Annotated in this window: 8 protein-coding genes; 5 read left to right on the forward strand and 3 right to left on the reverse strand. The window is 55.1% G+C overall.

What is annotated here, in order from left to right; all coding sequences use genetic code 11:
• Window positions 1-78: 78 nt before the first annotated feature.
• The 3 genes from PLD04_01090 to PLD04_01100 all read right to left on the reverse strand — a co-directional run bounded on the left by PLD04_01090 (window position 79) and on the right by PLD04_01100 (window position 8,254).
• Entirely contained in the window at window positions 79-348 is a 270-nt protein-coding gene (locus tag PLD04_01090; protein HXK66912.1) for a hypothetical protein, read from the reverse strand.
• A gap of 111 nt (window positions 349-459) precedes the next feature.
• Window positions 460-3,609, reverse strand: a complete 3,150-nt coding sequence (locus PLD04_01095) for a hypothetical protein (GenBank protein ID HXK66913.1) — start codon at window positions 3,607-3,609, stop codon at window positions 460-462.
• 172 nt (window positions 3,610-3,781) lie between these two features.
• Window positions 3,782-8,254, reverse strand: a complete 4,473-nt coding sequence (locus PLD04_01100) for a hypothetical protein (protein ID HXK66914.1) — start codon at window positions 8,252-8,254, stop codon at window positions 3,782-3,784.
• A 313-nt stretch (window positions 8,255-8,567) separates the two neighbouring features.
• Between PLD04_01100 and PLD04_01105 the strand changes: the two genes are divergently transcribed.
• The 5 genes from PLD04_01105 (at window position 8,568) to PLD04_01125 (ending at window position 13,962) form a co-directional block, all read left to right on the forward strand.
• Window positions 8,568-9,965, forward strand: coding sequence for an MBL fold metallo-hydrolase (locus PLD04_01105; protein ID HXK66915.1), 1,398 nt, complete (start codon window positions 8,568-8,570; stop codon window positions 9,963-9,965).
• A complete protein-coding gene (locus tag PLD04_01110) occupies window positions 9,962-11,179 on the forward strand; it encodes a YhjD/YihY/BrkB family envelope integrity protein (GenBank protein HXK66916.1) in 1,218 nt (405 codons plus the stop codon). Before PLD04_01105 ends, PLD04_01110 begins: the two co-directional genes overlap by 4 nt.
• The gene (locus PLD04_01115) at window positions 11,166-11,381 is read left to right on the forward strand and encodes a heavy-metal-associated domain-containing protein (GenBank protein ID HXK66917.1); all 216 of its coding nucleotides are present in this window, start codon (window positions 11,166-11,168) and stop codon (window positions 11,379-11,381) included. The genes PLD04_01110 and PLD04_01115 overlap by 14 nt, the downstream gene beginning before the upstream one ends.
• A complete protein-coding gene (locus PLD04_01120) occupies window positions 11,368-13,266 on the forward strand; it encodes an arginine--tRNA ligase (protein HXK66918.1) in 1,899 nt (632 codons plus the stop codon). Before PLD04_01115 ends, PLD04_01120 begins: the two co-directional genes overlap by 14 nt.
• 63 nt (window positions 13,267-13,329) lie before the next feature.
• Complete coding sequence (locus tag PLD04_01125) at window positions 13,330-13,962, forward strand: heavy-metal-associated domain-containing protein (protein HXK66919.1); 633 nt, start codon at window positions 13,330-13,332, stop codon at window positions 13,960-13,962.
• Window positions 13,963-13,973: the final 11 nt, after the last annotated feature.

Here is a 13,973-nt window from a genome sequence, read left to right on the forward strand (position 1 = left end):
GTCGTTCCAGGTGATTCCGAAAGGTTTCTACGTCACCAGGATGTGCTCCCAGATGGGCGTCAGCCAGGAAGATCAGAGTCACCGGATAAGCTCACCCGGGAGTATGATCCGGCTCTCCGATCGTTCCTTCAGGGAGTGGGGAATGAAGACAAGGCAGAGCTTGTCGCGACGGGAGGGGTCCCCGCGAAGGTTCTTGACTACATGGTCGGGGACGGCCACCTTGATGTACGCCGGGCGGTCCGACTTTTCCCGGGCACTGTCGATGATGTACTCGGATATGTCCACAACACCGACTTCTCCGGGGTGTTGTTCCAGGGCCTTCTTGACGAGTTCCGCGGTTGGGTCCATGCGCTCTACCTCCCGAGGAGCCATTGTACCGTATGGCTCCTTTGAAAACAAAAGCCCCGGCCGTGCGGGGCCGGGGCATCCTGCCGCAGCAGGGAAAAAATGAAATGAAGGCTAGGGGCAGTTTTCGGTGGCCGATCGGGCCAGAGTTTCCGAATCTTCTCCCAGCGGGCCCTCCGAACCCGCCACGCCGTTGTCCGCCGTGACGAGGAAATAGATTGTTGATGTGTCCCCGGTCAGGCCGTTTTCCAGCGAGTACCCGCTAAAGGTAAGCATCTCACCGTTATCGGTGGCCCCATCGAGGCCGCCACAGTCCGCCTTTCCATCGTCGGTCAGGGAAACGAGGAAATCGTGGGTGTCCGCGGCTGTGGAGACATAGATGTTGTAATGGGATGCCCCCACATCTTCAAAGGTGAGGTCGACATCGTCCCCATTTTTATCGACGGTCATGTAATGCAGGTCATCGTCGGAGACTTCCGGGGCCGGCGTGACGCCGCCGCAGTCTCCCGATCCAACGTAGGAACAATCCCATGATCCTGAGGTGAGATGGAGGGTCCAGGACTGGAGGGTGCCGCTGTTATTAGGCCCCTGTCCGTTATTGGTGATCCTGAGCCTCCAGGTCCCATTCCCGATATTGGAACCGTTTACCATGTTCGTGAGTGCGAAGCCGCTTATGTTGGTCCAGCCAGCCACGGTCCCTGAAAAGATTGTCTGCGTGAAATCGTAGGTCCCGTCATTCCCCGGGTCGTGATCAATAATGACACTGAGGGTCCAGTTCGAGTATCCGGGGGGTATCATGGAAATATCCATGGTGCACGCGGAAAGGACCCCGGGTGTCGAGATCACGGGGGAAGGTACGGTAAAGAAATTCGTGGTTGTTTTCGATGCGATGGTTCCTGTGGCGCCTGTTGCGTCATTGACCGTCATTCCTCCTGATGCGACGGTTGCACTAAAAACATTTGATTCGTCCACTCCGGCGGGAGTCTGCTCCGTGGAAGTCTTGGTGATGATGTTGAAGGTAATGTCACCTGGACAGTTCCCGATAGAAAAATTGCTGATAATGATAAAGGTATAGGTGAAGGTTTTCAGGTCGCTTCCGCCCTGGTCGATGGCTCCAAAGGTACCCGGACTGGCGCAGAGGGTGATGCCGTTTCCGGTCAGGATTGCGGTGACGTTGGTTGCGTCCAGGTTTCCGTCGTTTCTGAGGGTAACGTCCACGGACCACTTTTCACCCTGATTCAAAAATCCGTCCATGTTTCCCGTGAGCTCGGTCCAGGTCCCGATCGAATCAAAAACGATATTGGTACCGTAAAGAGTCGCGGATACTTCGTCGGAGTATTCCGAAATACAGGCCAGTCCGTCGGAAGCATCCACGACATAGTAATAGGTCTGTCCCGAAGCCAGGGGGGTGTCCTGGTAGGTGTAGGTCCCACTGTTGGCCACACCCGGGCTCGTATCGGTCACTGTATTGACCAGTGTGTACGGTCCGGTCGATGTGGTGGAGCGATAAATTCGATATTCCACGACGGAGTCCAGGTCGGAGTCGTCCCACGAGACATCGATCCGGTCAGGCTGGACGGCTGAGGCTGATGCCGTGGGAGGAGAGGGAAACTGTACGCATCCGCAGGCATCAAACTTGAATGCCGCGATTTTTGTGTGCCCTGTTCCGCCATATTCCGTCGTGTACCAGAACGTACAGTCATCCGCCGGATCTACACCGATTCCGGAGTAGTCCCCCCATCGCTCGTTATTTGTTTTAGAGGTTGTCGCATCCTGGATCACATACTCGTAATAGGGCATTGTGCCGGTCGGATCGCTGGATAATCTCCCTGCGTAATAAATGGACGGATAATACGGTGCGGTAGACCCGGTTCGCGTGTACCCGACGGCGATGTTCCCTGACTGATCCATGGCGGCGGAACAGACGCTTCTGTGTCGGGCATCCCCGCCGATTACGCCATCCTGATGGAGGTCCCAGCCTGAACCGGTATTCCGAATCTCAAACCAGTGAACGGCCGCGTGATCCGTTCCGTCCACATCCTCAGCGAAACAACCCACCAGGGTTTCATGGTCGCCGAAGTTCCGGTATTGAAGGGGAAAATGGATCGGCTCCCGGATAGGGTCGATCTTCTGTGTTGTCCCTGGCTGGGGCATGCAGTCCCAGTTCCCGGAAGTTCCGCACAGGGTATGGTCATATTCTGCGATTTCGATATTGGGAAGATGGGTCAACGTGGAGTTGGCAGGTGTATCCCAGTCCATGGTGAGGGACCAGATGTCCATGATATCGCACGGTTCCGAGCAGGCATACCCGGAGTGGAGTTCATTGTCAACAGGACGCAGAAAGAGAGCGGGAGTATTATTGGGGGGTGGAGTGTTTCCCTCGTGATTTGCAGGGAGGAGAAGCTCAAAGGAAAAGGCAGGAAGATCAGGAATTGAAAACTTGACCGGCGATGTGGTCAGCCCCTGGAGCATGGCATCCCGATCCAGGGCGAAGACGTCGCGATATCCGGAAGCTCCCGCGTTGACTCCGATCAGATAGGATCCCTCATCATAGATTCCGTCACCGTCATCATCCTGCGGCCAGACCCCATACTTAGGGTAGTCCGGATAGCTTGTGTATCCCGCTGGGAATTCATAGGCATAGTAACTTCCCGTCGGGTCACCGGTCTGGGAGACGTAGACGCAGAAGTAGCTTCCCCGTCCAGCGAACTCGCTCACCACCCACCGGTCGGCGATCTGATCATAGAGAATAATGGGATCGCAAAACCCGTTAGAACAATTCGTCAATCCGGCCCCAAGGGTTTCCATCGTAAAAGTCGCCAGGGTCGTTCCCGATTTATTGAAGACACGAACGGTGGAATTAGCGGAATTGATCCCCTGGACAAAGTGATTCGGACCCACGTCCCCGGTGTCATCGGGGGGGGAGGAGCCGGATTCAAATCCTTCGAAATTCGCGATTGTGGTTGAAAAAGCTTTCATCTCTTTGGAATCGGGTTCCGGAGCATTTTCCTGCACCTTCAGGAGGGGATTGTCCCAGGGTTCCCCCTGGAGGCTTGGACCCGAGTAATCGTATTCGTCCCTCCGGTGCATTTCGAGGCCCAGAAGATTGGGGTCTTCGGTAAATGGCGGCAGATCTCGAACGGCCGGTGTAATCATCGGGGTCACCGGATTTCCGATGTAAGTTGGACCGGATGGTAAAAGTGGGGAGGATACGGCGAGACTTACAATACTTACGCTGAGAAGACGAAAAACAAACTTTAACATTCAGGCCCCCTGAACGAACGTGACAAACCTATCGGATGCGGATCGTTTGCCCGGTCCAGTAGAGCAGCCTCGGTTTAATCCCTCCCTTCGCCCTCCGCTGTTATTATATTACAAAACAGAGGATATTCAAGGCTTTGCTTGAATATCCTCTGTCCGGGTTGTCAACCTGTGTCTACAGGTTACACCGGTCATCGCTGGAGCGTTCGGTGGGGATGGAGTCATACCCGAGGGTTCCCTCGGTCCCCGACCCGTTGTCCGCGGAGATCAGGATGAAGAGATCCGAGGTGTCCGCCGTCGGGTGAAATCCCGATTCAAGATCCATCCCCGTCCGGGTCATCATCCCGTTTCCGTCCGGCCCCGTTACCGGTTCGTCACAGTACGCCACACCCACCTGGTAATCCAGCACCAGGAAGGGATGGGTTCCCGCCGCCGTGGAGACGTAGACGTTGTACGACGAGGCATTTACGTTTTCAAAGTTCAGATCCACCAGGGCCGGATCGCCGCTGTTCTTCGTCACGGTGAAGGGATGGGCCGAGTCGTCGGAGACTTCTTCCACGGTGCAGGGGACGATCGTGACCGTGTGGTCCGCGGACGTACCCGTGCAGCCTGAGGTGTTTTCATAGGTCACCGTGTACGTTCCGCTCGAGGAGACCACCAGCGTGTCGGAGGTCCCGATCGGGGTCGGAATCGTCGACTCGTACCATGCGTAGTTGCTCATTCCCGTCTCCGTCGTCAGGGTTACCGTCATGTCCGGACAGGTGTTGGTGATGGGACCGCTGATCGTCGGGTTGGCCGGATCGTAGACGTCTGTGGCGCTCACCCCGGCTGTAACCGCACTCTGGCCGCATCCGTTGGTGTACCGGACGGTGTAAGTGTAGGATGTTCCGTTCGTTCCCAGGGTGTCGGTGTAGGCCGTGGTTCCGTAGGGGAGGCCCGTCGCGATCTCTGTCCCGTTGCGCAGGATGTCGTAGGTCCGGGTTCCGCCGGCATCGCCCCAGTCGCCCGCGTCGGCGAACCAGGTGATCTCCACCCCGTCATCGGCACAAGGGCCGTTCAGGTCTGTAGCCGCGTTGTTGGTGAGGCTCGAGGGAGCGGAGCAGGGAATACAGGAGGCCGTCCACGTCGTGCAGCCCGGTCCGCCGCCCGACGAGGCGGCCACCGTCATCGTGATACTGGCCACGCTGCAGGTGTTGTTCTTGTTGTTGACGTCACAGTCGACGAGCTCCGTTACCCGGAAAGTGTAGGTTCCTTCCTGCTCCGCGTTGTAAAACGCGGTCACGTCGTAGGGACTGGCATTGGCCGCTCCGAACGCCTTCAGGATCTGGACCGTTCCCAGGGGGGAAATCAGGGCCGTTTCCACGCAGGTCACCAGGTTGGTGTTGCCCGTCAGGGTGTAGCTCACCGAGGCTCCCGTCGTGGAATTCAGGGTGAAGGCCGGGGAGAAGTCCTGGGAGGAGACGTCGTTCTTCAGTGCGGTGACGCTGGGTGCCGTTGCGCTTTCGCCGCCCGAGGGGCTTCCCACCGTCTGGGAATCAAAGTTCATGTCGTTGAGGTAGGTATAAAGACCCCCGTCGGAGGACTTAGCTGTAAGGTCAAAGCCGATCGACTGACCGCAGGCGTACGTGTCGTACCATTCCGCCGAGTCGACGACAAATTCGAAGACATATTCTGACGACGTTCCGCCGGGGCCTACGTTTCCGAAGTCTCCGGGGTTATTGCAGACCGTGATCCCGTCTCCATCGAGGCTGCCCAGGACCGCCCTCGCGCCCGCCAGGCCGTCCGCTTCCCGTACCGTCACGGAAATCGACCACTTCTCTCCCGCCTCCATGATCTCGTCCCCGTCTTCCTCCAGGGCCACCGGGGCCAGGTTGGAATTGTAAACAATCCGAGGCACGCAGGCCTGCCAGGATCCCGTCACGTCCGAGGGATCGGTTACATACCCCGGACAGCCTGCCGAATCGGTGACCCTGCAGTTATACACATGGCTCTGGGCCGTGGCGTAGTTCTGGGTCAGGGTCGGACTGGTTGCGCCGCTGATGGTTGAGCCGTCCCGCGTCCACTGGTAGGTGTAGCTTCCGCTTCCGCCGCTCACCCCGCAGGTAAAGACGATGTCGGCGCCCGTGCAGACCAGCGTCGTGCCGTTGGGCTGCACGTCCACCGTTTGGGTCGGTCCTGTCCAGGTCCCCGTCGAAGGGGTCCCGTCCTGGGCCGCGCACCCCGTCCCGTTGTCCGTCACGAGGCAGGTGTAGGTGTGGCTCTGGGCCGTGGCATAGGTCATGTTCAGCGTGGCGCTGTTATTCCCCACCGGGGTGCCTCCATCTTCGAGCCACTGGTAGGTGTAGTTCCCGCTGCCTCCCGTTACGGAGGCCGTAAAGGGAATGGCCGTGTTCGTGCAGACCGAGGAAGAGGTCGGGGTCACACTCACCGTGTGGGCCGACGTCCATGTTCCCGTGGAGGACGAGGCATCGGTGTAGGTCCCCGTGCAGCCCGACGTGTCCGTCACCTTGCAGTTATAGGTGTGGCTCTGGGCTGTGGCGTAGTTCTGGGTCAGGGTGGCCGTGGTCGCTCCGGTGATATTGGATCCGTCCCGCGTCCACTGGTAGGTGTAGCTCCCGCTTCCTCCACTCACCCCGCAGGTAAAGACGATGTCGTTGCCCACGCAGATCGTGGAGGTTCCGTCCGGGGTCACGTTGACTGTCGGGGCGCTCATCGAATGGGTTCCCGCCACGCAGGCCGATACGGCGGAGTTCCCGCAGTCGGCGGATACCGCCGTCACCCGGTAGGCCCGGGCGGTGCCGCTGGATACGGGGTCGAGATGGGATGTCCCTGTGACGCCGGACACGAGAGGGTTCCACTTGTTGGTCCCGCAGGGCCCGACCCGGTACTCGATCGTGAATGAATCGGCGTTCGGATCCGCTCCCCACGATATCTGAAGCCCGTCACACGTGTCCGTCACGCTGATCACGGGCTGGGTGGGGGTGCTGAGTACCGTTGCCGTGACGCAGTTGGAATCTCCGGAAATGCACGATGTGTCACCCGAATAGGCCCGGACGATATAGGAGTAGGTATTGCCTGCCGTCAGCGGAGAGTTTGTAAAGGTCGTCAGTGTGGCGGTACCGACCTGGGTATATGTTCCGCCACAGGTACCGTCCTTCCGGTAGACAACATATCCGTCTGCACCGGAGGAGGCTGTCCAGCTCAAAGAGACAGAATTGCAGAGTCCGGTCACATTCAAGCCGGTCGGTGCGTTTGGTGGGTTGCAGGTTCCGCAGCTCGTGTAATTCATGCCGTTAAGATAGGTTGCGCCTGTATTTCCCGGATCCAGGTAATTGGAGAGGCCGGCGGCATAAGAAACGCTCAGCCGGCCATAGTAATCATCGACATTATTTGAGCAGGAGGCATACCCTCCATGGAGCTGGCCGACAATCCGTTTGGTACTGTTCTCCCACTGGGCGGAACCGGAGGATCCTCCTTCCGTTGTTCCGGAATCCCATCGTGCAACGCGCCAGTGGGTTCCATCGCCAGGAGAAGAGGTTCCCAGGTAGGAAGTGATCGTCAAGGCATTGTTCTCGTGGCTGATTTTTTTATAGTCTCCGTAAGGGTGGTGAATACACGTCGACTGGGATGGAGCGTTTCCCGCCGCGGTCCAGCCTGCCAGATAGGGCACGTACGCATCAGGCGGGAATGAGTTGAGTTCGAGCAGTGTGCAATCCGAAGGCTGGGTGGTAAAGATGAGGCTGGAACCGCTGACCGTATGGTTGGTCGGTCCCGTTCCGCTCCCGCAGAGTGGACGTTCAAAGTTCCAGTAGGTAACGACGCTCGACGCATCATTCGCACGATCAACACAGTGGTTGGCCGTCAGAAAGTAAGGTGTGCAATCCTGGCTGGTATTGTTGATCAGGGTTCCGGTGCACATATAAGCACCAAAAGTATAGTGCGCGACGGAGTTGATTTCATTGTCCCAGCCGTTCTCACAGGCGACGTCCACCTCGCAATACTGGCTTCCGCCGGGATTGGGATTCAGCTCTGGAGGAAGAACAAGCTTGAGTACCGTGTCACGATAGCCATGAATGGCACTCATGATTCCTACGGATGCCTTTTCCCTGACCGATGAGGGAAGATAAAGTTCAACGATGGCCGTGTCATAGGGTACGGCGGGGGTCCAGAATTCGCCGCTTGAGCTTTCATTTTGATGGGTGTAGGGCCCCCAGATGAGGCTGAAATCGGGAGGATAGAGAAAGAGCTGTGCACCGGGAGGAAGGTTGAATGGATTCAGCTGAAAGCTGAGGGAAAAAGCACCGGGTGAAATAATCATAATTCGATAGAGAGCGTCCCCATTGGAAAGCTCTTCGAAAAGACCGTCCCTGGATAAAAGGATATCGACAGGAATGGACGCTCCGTACCGGAATGGTATGTCTTTTCCTAAATTTTCTTCATCTTCCTGGAGATAGGCAGAAACATCAATACCGGGAAGGACTTTTACAGGTAGCCGGTCCTGGGGCTCCACCTGGGAAACAGCACTGACCGGAGTCGGAACCTGGGCATAAATCAACCCTGAAATGATCGAAAAAGTGATGAATAACAGGAAAAACTGTAATGGGAATTTTGAGTGGATTCCCCGGGTGTCTGTTTGCTTTTGATTCACGGTGCCTCCTGCGTTTTATGTTTTTAATTCCTCCCGCTCTCCGGGTTGATACAAATTACCTGTAGATTACACAAATCCATAAGATTGTTTGCAAAACATGTGCCTTACTAGTCGCTATGTTATGTTGCATTTATAATATCTTTATTATGAGATGGTTATGATATTTCGTTTCGAAGGTGTCTGTGAGATCGATAATTCCCGGTGTTACAAAAGGTGTCGAAAAGTCGGGGCGATTCATACAGATTCCTTGTAACCGGGAGGGAATCGAGTATCGATTTTGTAATAAAGAATGGCTTCATGGTAGGCTAGATCCATGTATGAACTCTCCTTTCTCGGCGCCTGCGGTACCGTTACCGGATCCAAATACCATTTCAAGGTTCGTAAAACGGAATGGTTGATCGATTGCGGAGTCTTTCAGGGAACACAGGAAATCAAACAGATGAACTGGCAGGAGCTTCCCTTTGATCCGGAAAAACTCGACGCGATCATTCTCACCCATGCCCACATCGACCATTCCGGTTTCGTTCCGCGGATGGTCAAAATGGGATATTCCGGACCCGTGTACTGTACCCGCGGTACGGCGGCTCTTCTTCAGATTCTCTGGCCCGACGCCGGATCGCTGCAGGAAGAAGAAGCTCACTACGCAAACAAGCGGCAATACACGCCTCATAAACCCGCCCTTCCGCTCTTTACGGAAAAGGACGCCAAGCGCGCTCTCAGTCTTCTTCGGCCAACCCATTACGGACATAAAATCGAATTAAATCCCGGGATTGATTTCATTTTTGAAAGGGTCGGCCATATCCTCGGAGCATCCTTTATCCAACTCAGGATAAAACGTTCGCGGGATGAACACCATCACTGGATCTTCTCCGGTGATGTCGGACGGCCGACCCATCCGATCCTCAAGCCTCCCGTAACCTTCCCGGGGGCCGATTATCTGGTCGTGGAGTCTACGTATGGTAAGAGACTACATGGTATGGAGGACCCTGCGGAAATCCTGGGAGACGTCGTCAATGAGACGATTCGGCGGGGCGGAGTTGTTCTGATCCCCGCATTTGCAGTAGGGAGAAGCCAGGAAATTCTCTATTACCTCCGCAGCCTGAAACTGGATGGACGCATTCCTGAAGATCTTCCCATCTATATTGATTCTCCCATGTCGGTGGAGGCGCTACAGCTGACCCGGCAGTTTCACCGGGAACATAATATTGAACTTAGGATGTTGGAAGGAGAAGGGGTGGAGTTTCTATCGGGACCCCACATCCATCCAATCCAGCGCGTATCGGATTCCAAATCGCTGAACCATATCAAAGGTCGGGCCGTGATCCTCTCGGCCAGCGGAATGTGTAACGGAGGCCGGATCGAACACCACCTCAAGCACAAACTCCCCGATCCCCGTAATACGATCCTCTTTGTGGGTTATCAGGCCCATGGAACCAAGGGGAGAAGGATCCTGGAAGGGGAGGAGGCGATCACGATTCACGGAGACGAAATTCCGGTGAAAGCACAGGTTCGCGTCATTAACAGTATCTCGGCCCATGCGGATGCGGACGAACTTCTTCACTGGCTGAACCACGACCATTTTCGCGAGCCCGATGTCTTTGTTGTCCACGGGGAAGATGAGCAGAGGGAAGGATTTTCCGATCTCCTGAAATCGCGATTCGGGTGGCGGGCCACCATCCCAACCCTGGGGCAGCGGTTCCGTTTCCCATGACTCGAGTCAGGGATGCCTTCCTCTTTTTCCGGCTCCTCTACCAGGGGATCTCTCGGAACCGGATCATGGACAAGGCCGCCGCTCTTTCCTATTACACCCTGATTTCCTTTGTCCCGCTTTCTACCGCGTTTGTCTCCATCTATGTGGTCTTTTTTCCCTACAGCGTCCAGCAGCTGCAGCTTCTGATGGCCGAATTCCTACCCTACGAAAACGAAACCTGGGTCACGGTCATCGATGATTTTATCCGTCAGACCCAGAGCCTCGGCGGATTTTCCCTGATTGTTTTCTTTCTCATCGCCCTTCGAGTCCTCATGATCATTGAGGCCCATATCAATCGTATCTGGGGTGTGGACCGGGTGCGGAGCCTGGGAAGCCGCATCTCTTCCTTCACCCTCCTCCTTTTCTGGGGACCCATTCTTCTCGGGCTTGCCGGAAGTCTCTTTCTTCTGCTTAACAAACAACCATCGACCCCGGCCGTCGTTCTCTTTCTGGGCCCCAAGGCGATGACCCTGCTGACCTTTACGATGCTCTTCTGGACAGTTCCCTATACAAAGGTTCGCCTGGACAGTGCGCTCTTTGGCAGTATCGCGACAACACTTCTGATCGTGGTGGGCAAGGCTGGATTCCTTGCCTATTTGCGGGCGTTTAAGGTTTTTTCCGGCATTCTGGGATCTCTGGGTTTGGTCCTCCTCTTTTTTATAACGATCAATCTCATGTGGGCCTTCGTTCTTTCCGGGACCCTGGTCGCCTTTACCCATCAGAATTACCAGGCCCTGAAGGCGGAGTACAGACGTCACGAAATCCCCCAGGATCGTTTCCTTGTGTTCTGGGCCCTTGCCCTTCTGATCCATGTGGCCAGAACCTTTTCAGGAAGGAATGAGCCTCCAACGGTGGCCAATCTTGCGGAAGATTTTCAGGTTCCCCTGGATCGGCTGCAACATGTCACCGATGCCCTCTCCGAGTCGGGTCTGATTGCGGAAGGAGATAAGGAGGGCCATCTCCTCTTTACCCGATCCCCGGAGACCATCACTGTTGGGGATGTTTTTCGATCTTTTCATGCAGACTCTCTTTCTGTTCCCGATGGAGATGAAATTCCCATGCGCGATGTTCTTACCCCTTACCTGACCCGTTTTGATCAAGTACTCTCCGGTGATCCCTGGTCCGCAACGATCCAGGATATTGCCCGGCTGGAGGATTCCCATGGTTCCCAATGATGAGAAATTGAAATTTCAGGTCACAGGGATGGGCTGTGATCACTGCGCAGCCAAAATTCAGAAATCTCTCCATGTATTGAAGGGAGTTGCGCGGGTGGATGTCAATCCTGTGTCAGGCATTGTGCAGGTCGAGGGTGGGGATCTGGATAGGACTGTGATCGTAAGTACAATCGAAAGAGAGGGATACTGTGTTCAGGCGTGATCTGGGAGAATGGATCCGAAAGCATCTGGTCGAGGTGACGGAATCACGATGGGGGGTACGCGATCTTCCGGGACCCGAACTCCCTCCGCAGGTTTCCATGGGGGATCTGGCTTACTCCGCCGCCATGAGCCTGGCCCGATTCGCCCGTAAAGCGCCCCGGGCCATCGCAGAAGATCTCGTGCAACATGTTCCAGCCCATCCCATGGTGAGGAACATTGAAGTGGCCGGAGCAGGCTATCTGAATGTCTTTCTGAACCGAACGGCGTATCTGAAATTCCTTCTCACTGCACCTTATTCTTCTCCCCTACGGGATGAAAAGGTTGTGGTTGAGCACACAAATATCAACCCGAACAAGGCTGCCCACATCGGCCACCTGCGAAATGCGATTCTGGGTGACACCCTCTTCAGGATTTTGTCTTATTCAGGATGCCGGGTAGAGGTTCAAAATTATATCGATGATACGGGTGTCCAGGTCGCGGATGTCGTAGCTGGATTGCTGCACCTGGAAGATCGTACCTGGGATGAAATAGAGCGCACAGAAAAGAAGATCGATTTTTATACCTGGGATCTCTACGCACGGGTCAGCCGTCACTATGATGATTATCCGGAAGACAAATCGTGGAGGGGAGAAGTGTTACGGCATGTCGAGGAAGGTGAGAATGAGGTTGCCCGTCTCGCTGCAAAGGTGGCTGCCACGATGGTTTCCTGCCACCTTGCCACGATGAATCGTCTCGGAATTCGCTACCACCTTCTTCCAAGGGAGAGTGACATTATCCGGCTGGGATTCTGGTCGGATGCCTTTGAGCGTCTTCGCGCTTCGACAAGCGTCTACTTTGCCGAAGAAGGGGAGCATTCCGGCTGCTGGGTGATGGATCTTTCCGCAGCAAATGAGCCGGATAAGATCCTCGTCCGAAGCAATGGAACGGTGACCTATGTTGCAAAGGATATCGCGTACCAGATGTGGAAGTTTGGTCTTCTGGGCAAAGATTTCCAATATTGTGAACATTCACGATACGCGGATGGATGGGTGGTCTGGCGGACTGCTTCGGAGGGAGATGGGAAATCTCCAGGATTCGGAGGAGCAGTGAGGGTTTTTAATGTGATTGACGCGAGGCAGAGCTACCTTCAAAAGGTTGTCAAGGAATCCCTTAGGGTTTGCGGTTTTGAAAAGGAGGCCGAGAACTCCGTTCACTTTGCCTATGAGATGGTCGCGCTTTCGGAAAAATGTGCCCGGGATATGGGATATGGAGAAGAAGGGATGACGGGAATTTCGGGACGAAAAGGCCTGGGTGTTAAAGCCGATGACCTTCTTGATGTTCTCGAATTGAAGTGCAAAGATGAAGTGAGGCGTCGCCACCCGGATCTTGATGAAGAGAATCTTGAAATACTGGCTCGACAAATTTCATCGGCTGCAGTGAAATTTTTTAATCTCAAGTTCGGCGTCAACAAGGTAATCGCCTTTGATTTTGACGAAGCTCTGAATTTTGAAGGAGACTCCGGACCCTATCTCCAGTACGGCGTGGTCCGTGCCAGGAGCATTCTTGGAAAGCTGGCTGAGACGGGAAGGCCCTGGAAACTGGATGATCTTAACCCGGATCTTGTTTCCTCAGCTCCCGTGGAAGATGAAGTCTGGGATCTGGTCCGGGCCTGCGGGGAGCTTCCGGAGGCGGTGGATGGTGCGTTACGGACACTGGATCTCTCCATCCTGGCCCGGTACGCCCTGGATCTTTCATCGAAATTTCACCGTTTTTATCACACGTCCCCTCTTTTGCAGGAGACGGATGAATCGCTCTACCAGATGAGGCTTGCCGTCGTCCATCTCTTCATTCGGGTGCAGACCGAAACCCTGGCGCTCATGGGAATCGATGTACCGGAACGTATGTAGCACGTTTCATGATCTTGTCAGATTCTGTATAATACTTTTTTATCAATCCAGGAGGGATGATCCATGAAAAAAAGTTTCCTGCTGTTGGCAATGATTCTCTTCGCATCGTTTATTCTTGTGGCGGATGAGGCGGAACTGAAACTGACCGGTGTCCACTGTCCTGTGGGAGCCGCCAAGGTGGAAAAGGCTCTGAAGGCGGTCAAAGGCGTTGCTGACGTTAAAATCAATATTGAAAACGCTGTCGCCAAGGTGATCTACGATGGAAAGATCGTCAAGCCCGAAGATATGGTGGCTGCGGTGAAGACGACAGGCTACTCCGCAGAAATGGCCGCCGGGGAAAAGGCCCATGCCTGTCCGACCATTGGGGTTCAGGCTGTGGATGAGTTTCACCTTGTCCTCCACGGAATGCATGAAGCGATGAACGAAGGCAACCTGGACGGGTTGAAAAAAGACATCGATGCGATGAAAGGTAAGAGAGATGCCCTCCTCAAACACTGTCAGAAGGCTGTGGAAGAGGCGCCCTGCCCGGAGTCCAGGGCTCAAGCGAAAATGATGGCCGATATGGCTGAAGGCGTTTCCAAAAGTGTGGATAACCTTGAAAAAGCACTTCAGTCAGGGACGAAGGAAGAGGTGACAAAGGCCTTCGATGCGGTTCACGAAAATTTTTATAAGATTCTTGACCAGATCGGCTCCTAGGTAAGTGAGGC

It is taken from the genome of Thermoanaerobaculia bacterium (assembly GCA_035593605.1).
Lineage (GTDB): Bacteria > Acidobacteriota > Thermoanaerobaculia > UBA2201 > DAOSWS01 > DAOSWS01.

Excerpts from the sequence above, each read along its gene's own strand:
- PLD04_01090 (HXK66912.1), bottom strand. The coding sequence starts at position 348 with ATGGACCCAACCGCGGAACTCGTCAAGAAGGCCCTGGAACAACACCCC.
- PLD04_01095 (HXK66913.1), bottom strand. The coding sequence starts at position 3,609 with ATGTTAAAGTTTGTTTTTCGTCTTCTCAGCGTAAGTATTGTAAGTCTC.
- PLD04_01105 (HXK66915.1), top strand. The coding sequence starts at position 8,568 with ATGTATGAACTCTCCTTTCTCGGCGCCTGCGGTACCGTTACCGGATCC.
- PLD04_01110 (HXK66916.1), top strand. The coding sequence starts at position 9,962 with ATGACTCGAGTCAGGGATGCCTTCCTCTTTTTCCGGCTCCTCTACCAG.
- PLD04_01115 (HXK66917.1), top strand. The coding sequence starts at position 11,166 with ATGGTTCCCAATGATGAGAAATTGAAATTTCAGGTCACAGGGATGGGC.
- PLD04_01125 (HXK66919.1), top strand. The coding sequence starts at position 13,330 with ATGAAAAAAAGTTTCCTGCTGTTGGCAATGATTCTCTTCGCATCGTTT.